This window comes from uncultured Campylobacter sp., assembly GCF_938039205.1.
Lineage (GTDB): Bacteria > Campylobacterota > Campylobacteria > Campylobacterales > Campylobacteraceae > Campylobacter_A.
Genome location: NZ_CALHVM010000067.1, coordinates 1 through 15,959, shown reverse-complemented (window position 1 = coordinate 15,959; position 15,959 = coordinate 1). Strand labels below are relative to the sequence as shown.

General features: G+C 46.4%; 15 protein-coding genes. 8 read left to right on the top strand and 7 right to left on the bottom strand.

Annotated elements, in window-relative coordinates:
• Positions 1-12: 12 nt before the first annotated feature.
• From Q0394_RS11335 to Q0394_RS11305, 7 genes are all read left to right on the top strand, one after another.
• The gene (locus Q0394_RS11335) at positions 13-999 is read left to right on the top strand and encodes a diaminopimelate dehydrogenase (protein WP_298947738.1); all 987 of its coding nucleotides are present in this window, start codon (positions 13-15) and stop codon (positions 997-999) included.
• A 31-nt stretch (positions 1,000-1,030) separates the two neighbouring features.
• On the top strand, positions 1,031-1,987 hold the full coding sequence (locus Q0394_RS11330) for a methionine ABC transporter ATP-binding protein (protein ID WP_298947736.1): 957 nt from the start codon (positions 1,031-1,033) through the stop codon (positions 1,985-1,987).
• Positions 1,987-2,661, top strand: a complete 675-nt coding sequence (locus Q0394_RS11325) for a methionine ABC transporter permease (RefSeq protein ID WP_298790247.1) — start codon at positions 1,987-1,989, stop codon at positions 2,659-2,661. The genes Q0394_RS11330 and Q0394_RS11325 overlap by 1 nt, the downstream gene beginning before the upstream one ends.
• Before the next feature lie 256 nt (positions 2,662-2,917).
• Positions 2,918-3,691 carry a MetQ/NlpA family ABC transporter substrate-binding protein gene (locus Q0394_RS11320; protein WP_298947734.1) on the top strand — a complete coding sequence of 258 codons (774 nt, stop codon included), beginning with the start codon at positions 2,918-2,920 and terminating at the stop codon, positions 3,689-3,691.
• A gap of 151 nt (positions 3,692-3,842) precedes the next feature.
• Positions 3,843-4,616, top strand: coding sequence for a MetQ/NlpA family ABC transporter substrate-binding protein (locus Q0394_RS11315; protein ID WP_298947732.1), 774 nt, complete (start codon positions 3,843-3,845; stop codon positions 4,614-4,616).
• A 193-nt stretch (positions 4,617-4,809) separates the two neighbouring features.
• On the top strand, positions 4,810-5,589 hold the full coding sequence (locus Q0394_RS11310; protein WP_298947731.1) for a MetQ/NlpA family ABC transporter substrate-binding protein: 780 nt from the start codon (positions 4,810-4,812) through the stop codon (positions 5,587-5,589).
• A 363-nt stretch (positions 5,590-5,952) separates the two neighbouring features.
• Positions 5,953-6,579, top strand: a complete 627-nt coding sequence (locus tag Q0394_RS11305) for a DedA family protein (RefSeq protein WP_298789581.1) — start codon at positions 5,953-5,955, stop codon at positions 6,577-6,579.
• Positions 6,580-6,866: 287 nt separating this feature from the next.
• Here the strand turns inward: Q0394_RS11305 and Q0394_RS11300 are convergent, their stop codons facing one another.
• Genes Q0394_RS11300 through Q0394_RS11270 form a run of 7 tightly spaced genes read right to left on the bottom strand, consistent with a single transcriptional unit; the run spans position 6,867 to position 15,086 of the window.
• Complete coding sequence (locus tag Q0394_RS11300; protein WP_298947730.1) at positions 6,867-7,526, bottom strand: nitrogen fixation protein NifR; 660 nt, start codon at positions 7,524-7,526, stop codon at positions 6,867-6,869.
• Positions 7,527-7,531: 5 nt separating this feature from the next.
• The gene (gene mog / locus Q0394_RS11295; RefSeq protein WP_298058263.1) at positions 7,532-8,071 is read right to left on the bottom strand and encodes a molybdopterin adenylyltransferase; all 540 of its coding nucleotides are present in this window, start codon (positions 8,069-8,071) and stop codon (positions 7,532-7,534) included.
• Positions 8,072-8,086: 15 nt separating this feature from the next.
• Positions 8,087-9,754, bottom strand: coding sequence for an ATP-dependent metallopeptidase FtsH/Yme1/Tma family protein (locus tag Q0394_RS11290; protein WP_298947729.1), 1,668 nt, complete (start codon positions 9,752-9,754; stop codon positions 8,087-8,089).
• Positions 9,741-11,030 (bottom strand): tRNA (N(6)-L-threonylcarbamoyladenosine(37)-C(2))-methylthiotransferase MtaB, encoded by a 1,290-nt coding sequence (mtaB, locus tag Q0394_RS11285; RefSeq protein ID WP_298947728.1) that lies wholly within the window; start codon positions 11,028-11,030, stop codon positions 9,741-9,743. The genes Q0394_RS11290 and mtaB overlap by 14 nt, the downstream gene beginning before the upstream one ends.
• Positions 11,020-12,615, bottom strand: a complete 1,596-nt coding sequence (locus tag Q0394_RS11280) for a mechanosensitive ion channel domain-containing protein (RefSeq protein ID WP_298947727.1) — start codon at positions 12,613-12,615, stop codon at positions 11,020-11,022. Before Q0394_RS11280 ends, mtaB begins: the two co-directional genes overlap by 11 nt.
• On the bottom strand, positions 12,612-13,649 hold the full coding sequence (gene aroB / locus Q0394_RS11275) for a 3-dehydroquinate synthase (protein WP_298947725.1): 1,038 nt from the start codon (positions 13,647-13,649) through the stop codon (positions 12,612-12,614). Before aroB ends, Q0394_RS11280 begins: the two co-directional genes overlap by 4 nt.
• Before the next feature lie 33 nt (positions 13,650-13,682).
• A complete protein-coding gene (locus Q0394_RS11270; RefSeq protein ID WP_298947724.1) occupies positions 13,683-15,086 on the bottom strand; it encodes a TrkA C-terminal domain-containing protein in 1,404 nt (467 codons plus the stop codon).
• Positions 15,087-15,121: 35 nt separating this feature from the next.
• On the opposite strand from Q0394_RS11270, the gene tgt reads away from it, so the two are divergent.
• Positions 15,122-15,959 (top strand): tRNA guanosine(34) transglycosylase Tgt (gene tgt, locus Q0394_RS11265; RefSeq protein WP_298947723.1); only part of this gene is annotated, 838 nt, incomplete at its 3' end.

The following is a 15,959-nucleotide window of genomic DNA, read 5'->3' as shown; positions in this document are numbered from 1 at the left end:
AAAGGATAAAAAATGAGCGAAAAAATAAAAATAGCGGTTTTAGGATATGGAAATTTAGGTCGCGGCGTGGAGCTTGCCGCGCAAAATAGCAAGGATTTAGAGCTAACGGCCGTTTTTAGCCGTAGAAATCCAAGCGAAGTAAAAACTTGCGGCGCGCCTGTGTTTAGCGTGGACGAAATTTTATCGCACAAGGGCAAATTCGACGTTTTAGTGCTTTGCGGCGGCAGCGCGACGGATCTGCCGACTCAAACGCCCGAGTTTGCGCTAAATTTTAACGTCGTAGATAGCTTCGATACTCACGCGAAAATCCCAGAGCATTTCGCCGCAGTAGACGCCGCCGCTAAAAAAGGCGGAAATGTAGGCATCATCGCCGTCGGCTGGGATCCGGGGCTGTTTTCGCTAAATAGGCTGTTTGGCGAAAGCGTGCTTGAAAACGGCAGTAGTTATACGTTTTGGGGCAAAGGCGTGAGCCAAGGCCACTCCGACGCTATCCGCAGGATCGAGGGCGTCGTGGACGCGCGTCAATACACCGTGCCGATAGAAAGCGCCTTGGAGCGAGTCCGTACGGGCGAAAACCCAAAACTTAGCACGCGCGAAAAACACCTGCGCGAGTGCTACGTCGTAGCCGAAGAGGGCGCCGATAAAGCGCGCATCGAGCAAGAGATAAAAACGATGCCCAATTACTTCGCCGACTACGACACGAGCGTGCATTTTGTAAGTCTTGCGACGCTTAAAAAAGAGCACGGCGGCATCCCTCACGGAGGATTCGTCTTGCGAAGCGGAGCGACGGGCGAGCATGGCGAAAACAAACATTTGATCGAGTTTTCGCTAAAGCTTGACTCAAATCCAGAATTTACAGCAAGCGTGCTCGTTGCCTACGCCCGCGCGGCGTATCATTTGGCGAAAAGAGGCGAGCGCGGTGCGTTTAGCGTATTTGACATCGCTCCGGCGCTTCTTTCGCCAAAGAGCGCCGATGAGCTAAGACACGAAATTTTATAAATTTATGCGGTTTTAAAAACAAGGAAAATTAGTGATAAAAATAGAAAATTTAAAGAAATTTTACGGGGCGACGCAGATCATAGATGACGTCAGCCTAAACGTAGAAAAAGGCGAAATTTTCGCCATCGTGGGCCACAGCGGTGCGGGTAAATCCACCCTGCTTCGCTGCATAAACGGCCTAGAGGACTATCAAAGCGGCAGCCTAAAGGTGTTTGACAAAGAAATCTCGGCGCTAAAAGATAAAGAGCTAAGAGAGCTTAGGCGAGACGTCGGGATGATATTTCAACACTTTGCGCTGATGGCGAGGAAAACGGCCTTTGAAAACGTCGCGACTCCACTTAAATTTTGGGGTTACTCAGACGGCGAAATCAAAAAAAGAGTGAGCGAGCTACTAGAGCTAGTCGGCCTTGCAAACAAAGCCGCAAGCTACCCGGGCGAGCTAAGCGGCGGACAAAAACAGCGCGTCGCCATCGCCCGCGCCCTTGCGCTAAGTCCAAAAATTTTACTCTCCGACGAGGCGACCTCGGCGCTTGATCCAAATACGACAAATTCGATACTCGAGCTTTTAAAACAGATCAATCAAACGCTAAATATCAGCGTTGTTTTGGTCACGCACGAGATGGAGGTCGTAAAAAGCATCGCGCGCCGCGCAGTGCTGCTAGAAAGCGGCAAGATAATCGGCAGCGGCACGATCGAGGAGTTATTTTTAAAACCCGACGAAAAGATGAAAGAATTCCTCGGCGAGGATGAAATTTTGCCGAGCGAGGGCGTAAATATCAGGCTCTTTTTCCCGAAAGAAGTCGCTCAAAACAGCGTCATCACGCATATGGCACGCACGCTAAATATCGACTTTAACATCGTCTGGGGCAAGCTAGAAAAGCTAAACGAAAACGTGCTTGGCTCGCTTGTCATAAACGTCGATCCAAAAGACGAAGCGCGCGTGACCGAGTATATCAAGCAAAGCGGCGTATTATGGGAGGTGGCGTGATGTTTGGCATAGATTTTTCTAAATTTCCCGACGTTTTCGAGCGCATTTTACTTCCTGCTATCGGCGAGACGCTTTATATGAGCGTGGTTTCGACGCTTTTAGCGTTTCTCATAGGCCTAGTGCCCGCTATCTTGCTCGTCCTTTCCGCGCAAGACGGCCTAAAGCCCAACAAACCGCTATTTATCGCGCTTGACATCACGGTAAATACGCTAAGAAGCTTTCCATTTATCATCCTCATCATTGTTCTTTTCCCGCTCACGCGCCTGATCGTGGGTACTAGTATAGGCACTACCGCGGCTATCGTTCCGCTTACTATCGGCGCGGCGCCGTTTATCGCTAGGCTCATAGAGAGCGCGCTAAAAGAGGTCGATAAAGGCATTATCGAGGCCGCTAGAAGCTTCGGTAGCTCAAATTTTCAGATCATTTTTAAGGTGATGTTTGTAGAGGCGTTGCCCGGCATCGTAGCTTCTATCACACTCACGCTTATCGTTATCATCGGCTTTTCGGCGATGGCGGGCGCGGTCGGTGGCGGCGGACTGGGATCTGTTGCGATAAACTACGGCTACCAGAGATTTCGCCCCGATATCATGCTTTATACCGTCGTGATTTTAATCATAATGGTTCAAATTTTCCAATCATTAGGAAATTTTATTTATAAGATCACAAAGAAATGATTTTTATGTCTGATTTTATTTTCTTTTAAACTTTTTTTGCATAAAATCCCGAAATTAATTTTACAAAGAAAGGATAGAAAATGAAATCAGATATGTGCGAAATGCGTCGCTTCACTGAACTTAAGTCGTCGAAAGACTAACGCTAAGCGTAAAATTTCTTTTTAAGCGCTTAGTTTCGCTAAGCATTTAAAAAGAAATTTAAGCCTCCGCTCATGTCCTTTTTTAAATGCTAGCCAAATTTTAAAAAGGATATAAAATGAAAAATCTACTCAAATACTCTCTAGTCGCTCTAAGCCTAACGGTCGCCGCAAATGCAGCCGAGAAAATCGTCGTAGGCGCTACGCCGGTTCCGCATGCTGAAATTTTAGAAGTCGTAAAACCTATCCTTGCAAAAGACGGTTTTACTCTTGAAATCAAAGAATTTAACGACTACTCTACTCCAAATTTAGCCACCGAGGACGGCGATCTAGACGCTAACTACTTCCAGCACCTACCGTATCTTGAGGAATTTAACAAAAACAAAGGCACTCATCTAGTTAAAACCGTAGGCGTTCACCTCGAGCCTATGGGCGTTTACTCTAAAAAGATAAAAAATATCAAAGAGCTAAAAGACGGCAGCACCGTAGCGATACCAAACGACCCGACAAACGAGAGCCGCGCGCTTGACGTGCTAGCTAGCGCAGGTCTAATCAAGCTAAACGACAACCCTCTAAAAACTCCGCTTAACATCACGGAAAACCCGAAAAAGCTAAAATTTGAAGAGATCGAGGCCGCTCAAGTTCCTCGTACACTAGATGACGTCGCCATCGCTGTTATCAACACGAACTACGCTCTAAACGCCAACCTAAACCCGACCAAAGACGCACTCGTGCTTGAGAGCAAAGATAGCCCATACACCAACTACGTCGTGGTCAAAGTCGGCAACGAAAATAGCCCGAAAATCAAAGCTCTAGACAAAGCCGTCACGAGCCCGGAGGTAAAGAAATTTATCGAGGAAAAATATAAAGGCGCGATAATCCCGACGTTTTAATCAAATTTAGCCCTGCCCGCTCAAATTTAGCGGCGCGGGCAAATTTAACGAAACGACGAATCCAAATTTAGTTTAGAGACCGCTCTTAAAACAAAACGGCGTAAAAGCTTTTACCTTTTTAGCGCCGTTTTTATCAAAAAAAGGAATGATAATGCAATTTTCAAAAATACTTCTGGGCGCGCTTTTAGCTAGCGGCCTGTATGCTAGCGACAAAACCATCACCGTAGGCGCATCTCCCGTGCCACACGCCGAGATTTTAGAAGAGGTCGTAAAGCCGATCCTAGAAAAAGAAGGCTACAAGCTCGAGGTTAAAATCTTTAACGACTACGTGATACCAAACCTCGCCGTCGAAAACGGTGAACTTGACGCCAACTACTTCCAGGGCCTACCGTATATGAAGTCGTTTAATAAAGACAACGGCACCCACATCGTACCGACCGTGGGCGTTCACGTCGAGCCTATGGGTGCGTATTCTAAAAAGATAAAAAGCCTAGACGAGCTAAAAGACGGCGATATCATCGCTATCTCAAACAACGCCGCAGACTCGACGCGCTCGATAAATTTGCTCGAAAAAGCGGGCATAATCAAAGCCAAAGAGGGCGAATACAAATCCCCGCTTGATATCATAGAAAATCCGAAAAATCTCAAATTTAAAGAGATGGAGTCCGCGCAGACGCCCCGCTCTTTAGATGACGTCGCGTTAGCCTTTATCAACGTAAATTATGCCCTAGACGTCGGCCTCAAACCAACCAAAGACGCGCTGATCCTCGAGGATAAAGATAGCCCGTACACCAACTACGTAGCGATCAAGGCTGGCAACGAAAACAACCCAAAAATCAAGGCTCTAGATAAAGCGATACTAACTCCCGAGGTTAAAGACTTTATCATAAAGCGCTACCAAGGTGCGGTGATACCGAGCTTCTGACGCGTCAAATTTGACTGATTTGCCATCGTAAAATTGAGTTTTTAGAATCGCAACAGGCGTTTTTTTGTCTAAATTTTATGGCTCAAATTTGACGAAAAACCAAAAATAGTCGAGAAAAATCTCCAAAAAATAAAACGGCGTAAAAGCTTTTACCTTTTTAGCGCCGTTTTTCAAAACAAAAAAGGAAAATATAATGAAAGTTTTTAAAATTTTAGCAAGTTTGGCGCTAGCCTTTAACCTCTACGCAGCCGACAAAGACCACACTATCGTAGTAGCCGTCTCGCCTGTACCTCACGCAGAAATCATGGAGTTTATCAAACCTGTCCTATCAAAAGAGGGCTACGATCTAGTCATCAAAGAGATAAACGACTACTCGATCCCAAATTTAGCGACGCAAGACGGTGATTTGGACGCAAATTTCTTTCAACACTGGCCGTATCTAAAAAATCACAATGAAACAAAAGGTACGACCCTGATAACTGCCGCGGCGATACATCTCGAGCCGCTGGGCTTTTACTCAAAAAAGATAAAGAGCCTAAGCGAGCTAAAAGACGGCGCTAAAGTCGCGATCGCCTACGATCCTACTAACGGCAACAGAGCGCTAAATATCCTGCAAAAAGCGGGCCTAATAGAGCTTGATAAAAGCGCAGAACTCGCCACGCCAAAAGATATAGTGAAAAATCCAAAGCACCTAAATTTCGTCGAGCTTGAGGGCGCGCAGATACCCCGCACGCTAGATGAAGTAGACCTTGCCGCCATCAGTACAAATTTCGTCCTTGATATCGGCATGAATCCTAAAAAAGACTCGCTAGCTATCGAGGGTACTGAAAGCCCGTACGCCAACATCATCGCGGTCAAAGCGGGCAACGAAAACAGCCCGAAAATCAAAGCTCTCGTTAAAGCCGCTACAAGCCCCGAGACAAAGGAATTTATCCTAAAAAGATATGACGGAGCGATCCTGCCGGTATTTTGATTTTGCGCGGCTTGCGTTTTGGCGCAGGCTGCAATTTTAGGTCGATTAAACTCGGCCGAAAAGTTAAGTCGAATTTGGGTTTTATCGTCAAATTTGACTCTCAAGCGGACGCGGTTAAATTTATAACTCAAATTTGACCACGACTCGTTTTTTTAACTCAACAATCCTCCACAAAACCTTATAAAGGTGCGGGTAAAACCCAAATCTTTATCTCGCAAATTTATCTTGCAATCAAATTTAAAACTCGCCTGAAACGCCGTTAAATTTGACCGCCGCAGACGACCCTAGCCCCAAATTACGCCCGCCTAAAGCTAAAATTTACCGTAGTTTGCTAAAATCATAATTTTAAATTTAAGGAGAAAAATGCTAGGCGATTTTATAAATTTTATCGTCCAAACCGTCGGCGAGTGGGGATATGCGGGCATATTTTTAATGATGTTTTTAGAGAGTTCGTTTTTCCCGTTTCCAAGCGAAGTGGCGATGATCCCGGCGGGATATCTAGCGCACCAAGGGCAAATGAGCCTAGTTCTGGCGTGGTGCGCGGGTACGGCGGGCAGCCTCGCAGGAGCCGTATTTAACTACTATCTATGCTACTTTTTCGGGCGCGAGCTTGTGTTAAAATACGGCAAATACGTCGGCATAACGAAGGTAAAAATGCGCAAATTTGAGGCCTTTTTCAAGAGGCACGGCGAGATTTCGACCTTTAACTGCCGCCTGATCCCTGGCATCCGCCAGTACATCAGCCTGCCTGCGGGTCTTGCTAAGATGAACCTTTTTAAATTTAGCCTCTACACGACTATTGGTGCGGGCATCTGGGTCGCCATACTGCTAGCAGTGGGCTGGTATCTAGGCAAAAACTACGACAAGAGTGCGTTTAGCCACATCGTTGTCGCCCTACTCGCCGCTGTCGGCCTGCTCACTGCGCTTTATATCGTTTACGTAAAACGCCTAAGCAAAAAATCAAAAATCGGCGCAAAAGAGCTAGAATAAACCACCAAACAAGCTAACAAACAAAGCCGAATTTTAAATTTGGCTTTGCTCTGCGGGTTTACTTTATTAAATTTAACCGGCGGTTTTCGCGAGCGCATACACGTTACCTCCGCCTGCGGGTTTTACTTTGTCAAATTTAACCGCAAGCCATCGCCGCGCCAAAAAGTATCCAGAGTTTTACTAAAATTTAACTTCGCCGCTACCAATCAAAAGCAGCAGAGCGGTTTTCTATCCCTCAAATTTACAAAAAATAGCGTTTTTAGAGACTGTATAAAAAGTTTATGTGTTTAAATTTTACGCCTTAAGGCAATAAATTTGATTACTTTTAAAGCTTCTTTAGTGAAATTAAAAAATGAAAATTTAGCCCTTTTTGCGTCTTTGTTTTCCAAATAGTATCCGCGCAAATCAAGCGCCAAAAGCGCGATAAGAGATGGAAACATATAGATATTTATGGCGATAAGTACGATGCGAAGCGTAACGGTATCTTGTAAAATAGCTTGTAAATTTAGGCTGTTTTCGATACTAACGTAATAAACGCCGATCACGGCAAAAAGCGCGGCGATACGTAAAATTTTAGATACGATTTCGTTGCCCAGTTTTGAGATATTTTCACTCACGGCTAGCGACAAAAATAACCAGCAAAATATCCAAACTAGCGCGAAAACGGCATCTAAAAGCAAATTTTCGTCATAACGCTCGCGTACTACGATAACAAAAACGGGCGAGAAAATCAGGCTCAAAACGAACCAAAAAAGCGAACGAAACGCAAGCAGGACAAAACACGCATAGATACAAGCGCTAGCGGCAAGCAAAAGCCACTCTGCACCAAAAACTAGCCCGAGCACGTAAACGCCGATGCAAAGCGTAAAAAGGCCGCAAAAGAGCGAATAATAGCCCTCAAGCAGCCTCGTAGCCTTTAAATTTATATTTTCAAAAAAGTTTAGCACGTAGATTACGAAATTTTCTTTTGTTTCGGACGAAATACCTTCATCACGCTCTCATCGGTCTCGATGAACGCGCCGCCGATGAGATCGATACAGTACGGAATCGCCGGAAATACCGGCTCTAGGCACTCCCTGATTGCCTTTGGTTGGCCGGGTAAATTTACGATGAGCGCGTGCCCTCTGATGCCTGCGGTTTGGCGAGATAAGATCGCTGTGGGGACGTATTTTAGGCTAGCCGTTCTCATTAGCTCGCCAAAGCCGGGCATCATCTTTTCGCATACGGCCTCGGTAGCTTCCGGCGTCACGTCGCGAGGAGCGGGTCCCGTACCGCCCGTAGTTAGCACTAAATCGCAGCCCAGAACATCTATCATGTGTTTTAGGCGCTCTTTTATAAGTTCGATCTCATCAGGGATCACCTCGTAAAAATACTCGCGCTCGCTCGTTATCCAGCCATCTAAGACCTCTTTTATAGCCGCACCCGACAAATCGTCGTATTTACCCTCGCTAGCGCGGTCGCTTAGCGTCAAAATACCTATTTTTGCCTTCATATTTTCTCCTTAAATTTAGTTGTAAAACTCTTTGATTATCCTGCCCAGCGCGTCTTTGTCGATACTCTCAAAAATCTCGATATGCTCGCTGATGCGCTCTAGCTGCGTTTTCATGCCCGCCAAAAACGTTCCGACCTCGGCGTATGCCTCTTGCAGTAGCTCCTCGGCCTCAGCCGCACTTGGCGTAAATGTATGCCCCATGCCGTACTCAAAAACCATGTTTTGCGCGATCTCACGGGCCTTTTGGATGTCGGCGTTAGAGTTTGAAAAGGTATCGTCTTTGACCATCTTTAGCGCACTCATGCCAGCCAAACAGACCTTGATACGCGCAAACATCTGCGAGCGCGACTCTATCTCTCGCTCAGGGCGCATAAACTGCTCCTCGACGAGAGAAATTTTTTCAAATTCTATCCCAAACCAATACGCCGCCAAAGCCTTTGCACCCTGATAGAGCGCTTGGATGCGCTTTTCCTCGTCGTTGTAGCTTAAAATCCTCTTTTTACCGAGCAAGACTTTGTTTAAAACGCTTTCAAAATCGCTAAACTCTATCATCTCGCCGCCGCGTCTTAGCGCATTTATCGCAGCTTCGTTTACCAGCGTAGAAAGCGCCGCCCCGCTAAAACCCACGCTAATGCGCGCCACGTCTTGCGCATCTACGCTCGTGTTTTTGTCTTTTAGATAGGACTTTAAAATCTCGACCCTATCGCTAAAATCAGGCATCGAAAGAAAAATGCGCCTATCAAATCGTCCCGAACGTAGCAGTGCCTCGTCTATCATCTCGATGCGGTTGGTCGCGGCGATCACGATGACGCCAGAGTTATCCTCAAAGCCGTCCATCTCGGTCAGTAGCTGATTTAGCGTGGCCTCGCGCTCGTCGTTTCGGTTGCCGCCGCGCACCTTGCCCACGGCGTCGATCTCATCGATAAAGATGATGGACGGCGCATAGGCTTTAGCCTTTAAAAACAGCTCATGCACGCGTTTTGCGCCCATACCGACGTAAATTTGCACGAAACTCGCGCCACTTTGGTAAAAAAACGGCACTCCCGCTTCGCCCGCGACGGCCTTTGCCACTAGCGTTTTACCCACGCCTGGAGGCCCCACCATCAGCACGCCTTTTGGCATTTTGATGCCGAATTTTTTATATTTCGTCGGATTTTTTAGAAAATCCACGATCTCGCTTAGCTCAAATTTGACGTCTTTTATGCCCGCCACGTCGTCAAATTTGACGTTTGAGATAGCAGGAGCCACAGAGCTAGCGGCGATATTGTCGTACTCATAGACGTTTGCTTTTTGATTTTCGTTTTGAGCGGCGAGTTTTTGTTTTTTAAACCTTGCATAAATCGCAAGCCCCGCAAAGCAGATAACAAGTAGCGCCAGCACGGCTAAAATTTCATCCAGTACGGGCGTCTCTTTTTTTAGATCGACGGGCACTTTTTGCACTAGAGCACGCATATCCACGCCGTCTTTTACGATGATGTATTTGTTACCGCCCTTGGTCGTGAGCTCCAGTTCGCCGCCGTTTACGGTAGCGCTTGCGATCATATCGCCTTCTAGCAGCTTTTCGTAGCTTTCGTACATTATATTTTTGGGCTGGCTTCTACCTACCGCAACAGCTAGCAAAACCGCCAAAATAGCCGTCAAAATCACGATGATCTTTTGTTTATTTAGCTTAAATTTGTGCATAGTCGCCCTCGCTTTTTACTTCAAATTTATCTATGACTGCCCACTCTTTTAAAATTTGCTTATCCGTTTTGATTTTTACTTTGTTATAAAACTGATCGAAACCTTCGTAAAATTCACCGTTTAGTTGCTCGACCAAAACGTTTAGGCTCCCGCCTTTTCTAGCGTACTCTTGCCTAAATTTAAAATTATTTTCCGCTACGATTTGCTTTAAAACCTTAAGTCTAGCCTTCGCCACGTCGCCGCTAACGTCCATTTTTATATCCGCCGAGTGCGTACCGCTTCGCGGCGAATACGCAAAGCAGTGCAGATGCGTGAGCGGAAATTTTTTAAAATTGTCTAGTGCCTCGCTCCAAATTTCCTCGCTCTCGCCAGGATGCCCCACGATGTAGTCGGTTCCTAGCGCAAAACCAATCTGGCTAAGCTCCAAAAACAGCTCCAAATCCCTAAAGGCTTGATTTCGCCGTCTCATGATACGCAGCATCGCCTCGCTCGTGTGCTGAAGCGCGATGTGCAGGTGCCGCTCTAGCCAGCTCTCGCACAAGATCTCGCGAAAGCTCTCGTCTATCTGGCTTGGCTCTATGCTACCGAGCCTTATGCGCTTTATGCCGCCTATTTTACCGAGCCTACCTAGCAAGCGACCTAGGCTTGAGCCAGTATCCTTGCCGTAGCTGCCGATGTTTGTGCCGGTTAGCACTAGCTCGTTGTAGCCGTTATAGGCTAAAATTTTAGCCTCACGCAAAATAGCTTCCTCATTCATACTACGCGCCTTGCCGCGAACGGCGGGGATGATACAGTAACTGCAGGCAAAGTCGCAGCCCTCTTGGATCTTGATAAAGGCTTTGGTGTGATTTTCGTAGTTTGTTACGATATTTTTGTCGATACTTTTTAAATTTCCAAGCTCAAAAAACGGATCTTGCGACTTTAGCAGCATGTTTATATCCTCTTTTTTACTCGCGCCTATCACGCCAAAAACAGCGCTTTTGTTAAACAGCTCTTTGCCCTTACTCACCGCGCCGCAGCCCGTTAGTATCACTCTGGCGCCGCGCTTTTTTATGCCGTTTATGTAGCTGCGCGCGCCGCTATCGGCGGAGTTTGTGACCGTGCAGGAGTTTACTACCACGATGTCGGCTTCGTTTTCGTCGCTAACGATATCGTAGTCTTTGACGTAGCTTTTCATCAGCTCGGTGTCGTAGATATTCGTGCGGCAACCGAATGTTTTAAAAAATACCTTCTCTCGGCGCGGCTCTTGCTGGATCAAATTTGAGTTAGGCTTCATGCTTCTCCTCGCCGCCTTCGCCCATCGGCTTTGACTCGCCGGCTTTTACGCGTCTATCCATATATAAAGTCTGCGTCGGATAGGCGATTACGATGTCGTCGTGGCTAGCTATGGCTTCCATTATCTCCGCGCTTATCGTACTTCGCAAAGATAGCGTGGCAAATGTGTTTGCCATGTACCAGACCGAAATTTTCACGCCGTGAGGCTCGATAAAGGTAAATACGCGCGGCTCGACGTTTGGATTTTTGATGCTGTATTGATTTCGCAGCTTGCTCATTTGTTTTTTGGCGATTTCCGTGTAGCCTTTGGAGTATTTTCGTGCGATATCTTTGATGATATGAGCGGCTTTTTTGTGATTTGATTCAAAGCTACAAACGACGTCGATACCGTCCCAGACGGTCTTCATACCGTGGTGCGAGTAGTTTGCAATCAGATCGGTGAAGATATAATTATTTGGCACGAATATAATACGCCCCGCCCTACGGTTTGAGTTTACCGTGACGATCGTGACGTCCTCGTAAATAGTCATCCTAAGCAGCGAGATATCGATGATGTCGCCCACGACGTCCTCTCCGTCTTTGCGTACCTTTATGCGGTCGCCGACGTGAAAACTACCGCCAAAAACCACCACCGTCCAGCCGAGCATACTCATGAACATATCTTTCATAGCAATCGCAATACCAGCGGATGCAAAGCCCAGCACCGTGACGAGATAGGTCACGTTTTCGATATAGGCAAAAAGCAAGATCATGATAATGAGCGTGATGTTTACGAGATTTATAAATTTATTTGCCGTATAGAGGCGCTCGTTGTCGGTGATCGTCTTTTTAATGATAAATTTAAACAAAAACGAAAGCCCGATCACGACGACGATAAATATACCGATATCAAGCGCCTTTTTCATCTGCGCTTTGATATCCTCGCTAGTGCGGTTTATCGCCTCGTTTACGCGCTTTTCATACACGCCGTAGGTTGTTTTTGCGATGTCGGCGGCGGCATTAAATTCCGCTAGCTCCTGCCTAGCCTCGGCAAGCTCTGCTTGAAAGCGCGCGTCATCGCTCAAATTTACGATCTGGGTTAAAATTTGCTCTTTTCTAGCTAGCTCGTCGGTCGTCTTAGAAAGCCCGTCTAGTCGGCGTTTATACTCGTCTTTTTCGCTTCTTAGCTGCTTTATGTGCGAAAAGCCCGAGATCACGGCGACGGGATTGGTTATCTTTTGTAAAATTTCTATCTCAGGAGCCGTTATCATGCTAGAAAACGGCGCTTTTTGAAACTCTCTTAAAAGCTCGATCTGCTCTTTTAGCGTGCTTTGCTTTTTTTGTAGCTCGAGCACTTTTTCTGTATTTTTAGCCTGTTTTTTTATCGCTGCTTCGATTTCGTCGAGCTCCGCGCTTAGCTTTTGAAAGGTGTTGTAGTTTGAGTAGCGAGTCGCCCAGATATTATCGGCTAGCTCGTCCTCGATAAATGCCAAAGATGCGTTTAGCTCGGATAGCTGAGCTTCTTTTGTCCCGTTAAAATCGCTAGGTATATCATCAAGCGCATAGGCAAAGATCACAAAAAATAAAATAAATAAAATTTTTCTCATTCAAACTCTCTTAAAACATCCATCACGAGCTCGCGCGGCACGTCTTTTCGTATCTCGTAGTCTCCGATACCTCGCGGCAGGATAAATTTGATCGCGGAGTTTTCCGCCTTTTTATCAAGGGAAAACGCCTCGTAAAAGCTGCTTGCGTTTGGAACTTTATAGCTTATCGGCAAGTCAAATTTAACTAAAAGCTCCGCCACGCGCGCCTTTTGCTCGTAGCTCATGAGGCCCAGTTTTACGGCTAGCGCGTTAGCCATATTCATGCCGATCGCCACCGCCTCGCCGTGTAGATATTTTTTATAGTTCGTTTCGTTTTCTATCACGTGAGCGAAGGTGTGACCGTAGTTTAGCACCGCGCGCACGCCCTTTTCGCGCTCGTCGGCTTCTACGGCGGTGGCCTTTATCTGCACGCAGCGGTATATCAAATTTTGCAAATTTGCCTCATCCGTCAAATTTGCGTTTTCCATCCACGAAAATAGATTTTCGTCAAAGGTTATCGCCATCTTCACAGCCTCTGCAAGCCCCGCGGCAAATTCGCGCTTTTCAAGCGTCTTTAAAAACCCGGTTTCGCAGTAAACGGCGCTAGGTTGATAAAACGAGCCGATTAGATTTTTGCCGAATTTGTTATTTACGCCCGTTTTTCCGCCTACGCTCGCGTCCACTTGCGCTAGCAGGGTCGTGGGGATGTTTATAAATTTGATCCCGCGCTCAAAAATGCTCGCCGCAAAGCCCGCCATATCGCTCACCACTCCGCCGCCAAGCGCGATGATCACGCTGCTACGGTCAAGGCGGCTGACGAAAAGCTGCTCTAAGATCGACTCTATAGTTTGCATATTTTTATACTCTTCGCCGTCAGGGACGCTGATGACGAATTTTTGCGGACAATCTATGCGCGAGAGTAAATTTTGCAGATAAAGCCCGCCTACTTTTGCATTTGTCACGATAGCGACTTTAGCGTCAAATTTAAGCTCTTTTAGCTCGTTTATATAGACGCCGTAGCCTGGCTTATCGTCAAATTTTATATCTATTTTCATCTTATTCTCCGCTTTTATTTTATCCAAAATAGCCTAATTTATCGGTATAAAAATCTGATAGTTGTCGCTAAGGCGCGAGTACAGACGGTTCATATCGTTTGAAAACGCCGCAAAGGCGTCTTTTTTACTGATCTTTTTCGTAAAAGGTACGAACTGGAGCAAATTTCGCTCTTTTTTTAGCCTTAAAATCGGATTTGAGTTTTTGTCCTCGACTACCTCGACCTTACGTCCAAAAATTTTAGAAAGGCTATCAAAATGCTCCTCCGCACCCTCGCCGCCGCTAAGCGCGCCGAAGTGATATAGCGAGATTTGCGTATCTAGCTGCGCGCAGCAGTCCATAATGACGGCTGATTGGTTTTCTATCTCGTCGCCAAAACCGCTACTTAATATCACGCCTTTTTTTATCTCGTCCACATCGCCTCGGCCGATAGTAGTTACCGGCCTTTTAAGCTCAAAAAGCATCCTTTTATGAGCCGAGAAAAATTTATTATCGGTTACTATTAACCCGACGTCGTTTTTAAATACGTCGTCTTTTATCTGTTCTACGCCGCGGCCGAAAAAATCAAACGTTACCGCAACCCTCTCATCTCCGACCGATTTTAGCTTCTCGTAGGCTAAATTTAACGTCGGATTTACGACTTTGACGTAGAGGCGTTTGCTATTTAGCTTTTCGTGCAGTTTTAGGCTCTGTTCTAGCAGTCGTAAACAAGCCTCTTCGCCCATAGCGTGCATATCTAAAAACAGATAAGTGTTATGTCCAAAAGGGCTTGGAAACTGCCCCGTTTCTTTTTTAACGCTTCTAAATACGCTTAAAAGCACGCTAGGCTCGCCTACGATGAGTAAAACGTCGCTCGGCAGAATCATTAAATTTGGCTTTGCGATCATAAAATTTGAGCCCCTATAAACCATCGCGATGCGCCATTTTTTCTGCGTTATGGAGCTAATATGACGGTACATAAACGAGCTTCCTACTGGTACTTTGACTTCCATTATTTCGCCTTGTCCAAGCCCCACGTTATCGGCTACTACGGGGATATCGGGCAAATAATCCATGAGCCTAGCCGTCACGATGCCTCGCCCGTCTAAAACCGTTAGATGCGAGTCGCCCTCTAACCCGCCTAGCCCCCATAGATCAAGCATTAAAATTTCCGTTTTTTTGCTGATTTGACGCAGATTGTTATAGACGCTAACCGTCTCAAAGCCGTCTTTTAGCATTATCATAAACTGGCTAAAATAGCCGCTAACTACCTGCTTAAGACGATCAAAACTCGTCGGATCAAAGCGGTAAAAGGTAAAATTTTCTAAATTTTCCCCTCCTAAAATCTCCTCGTCCATAGCGATAACCGTGTAGTGATGAGCGTTATTTCGCGCTACAAATAGTCTTTCTAAGAAATATTTAGCTACAATGCCGTCCGCAACTATCAAGATATTTTTCATTAAAACTCCAAATTTAAAGGGACTATTATATCAAAATGACTTTTAGTATAGATAAAACGGACGGTGCGGCGCGCGCGGGCACGCTAACGACCGCCCACTCGACGATAAAAACACCCGTGTTTATGCCAGTTGGCACCGTCGGCGCTGTAAAAAGCCTAGACGCCATGGATATGATGCAGATTTTAGACGCCCAAATCATCCTAGGCAACACCTACCACCTCTATCTACGTCCTAGCAGCAAGGTCGTAAAAGAGCTTGGCGGCCTGCACGGCTTTACTAAATTTAACCGCTCGTTTTTAACCGATAGCGGCGGCTTTCAGGCCTTTTCGCTAAGTAAAATCTCAAAGCCCGATGAAAACGGTATCAAATTTAAAAGCCATATAGACGGCAGCGCGCACTATTTCACGCCGCGCTCCGTGCTAGATACCCAGTACGACCTAAACTCCGACATTATGATGATCCTAGACGATCTAGTCGCGCTTCCGGCTGAAAAAAAACGCGTGGAGCTAAGCATAAAACGCACGATAAAATGGGCGCGCGAGGCGATAGATTATCATAAATTTAAGCAAAATAACGGCGAAGGGCTCACGCAAAATATATTCGGCATAATCCAAGGCGGCACGGACGAGGCGGCGCGTAAATTTTGCGCCGAGGCGCTGTGCGAGATGCCCTTTGACGGGCTTGCTATCGGTGGTCTTAGCGTAGGCGAAAGCAACCAAGAGATGTATGACACCGTACAGGCCGTGATGCCATACATCGACGCGGCGCGTCCGCGCTATCTCATGGGCGTAGGCACTCCAGAAGACCTCGTAGAAAACGTGGCTCGCGGCGTGGATATGTTTGACTGCGTGATGCCGACGCGAAACGCTCGTA

Excerpts from the sequence above, each read along its gene's own strand:
- Q0394_RS11335 (WP_298947738.1), top strand. The coding sequence starts at position 13 with ATGAGCGAAAAAATAAAAATAGCGGTTTTAGGATATGGAAATTTAGGT.
- Q0394_RS11325 (WP_298790247.1), top strand. The coding sequence starts at position 1,987 with ATGTTTGGCATAGATTTTTCTAAATTTCCCGACGTTTTCGAGCGCATT.
- Q0394_RS11320 (WP_298947734.1), top strand. The coding sequence starts at position 2,918 with ATGAAAAATCTACTCAAATACTCTCTAGTCGCTCTAAGCCTAACGGTC.
- Q0394_RS11315 (WP_298947732.1), top strand. The coding sequence starts at position 3,843 with ATGCAATTTTCAAAAATACTTCTGGGCGCGCTTTTAGCTAGCGGCCTG.
- Q0394_RS11310 (WP_298947731.1), top strand. The coding sequence starts at position 4,810 with ATGAAAGTTTTTAAAATTTTAGCAAGTTTGGCGCTAGCCTTTAACCTC.
- Q0394_RS11305 (WP_298789581.1), top strand. The coding sequence starts at position 5,953 with ATGCTAGGCGATTTTATAAATTTTATCGTCCAAACCGTCGGCGAGTGG.
- mog (WP_298058263.1), bottom strand. The coding sequence starts at position 8,071 with ATGAAGGCAAAAATAGGTATTTTGACGCTAAGCGACCGCGCTAGCGAG.
- Q0394_RS11290 (WP_298947729.1), bottom strand. The coding sequence starts at position 9,754 with ATGCACAAATTTAAGCTAAATAAACAAAAGATCATCGTGATTTTGACG.
- mtaB (WP_298947728.1), bottom strand. The coding sequence starts at position 11,030 with ATGAAGCCTAACTCAAATTTGATCCAGCAAGAGCCGCGCCGAGAGAAG.
- Q0394_RS11280 (WP_298947727.1), bottom strand. The coding sequence starts at position 12,615 with ATGAGAAAAATTTTATTTATTTTATTTTTTGTGATCTTTGCCTATGCG.
- aroB (WP_298947725.1), bottom strand. The coding sequence starts at position 13,649 with ATGAAAATAGATATAAAATTTGACGATAAGCCAGGCTACGGCGTCTAT.
- Q0394_RS11270 (WP_298947724.1), bottom strand. The coding sequence starts at position 15,086 with ATGAAAAATATCTTGATAGTTGCGGACGGCATTGTAGCTAAATATTTC.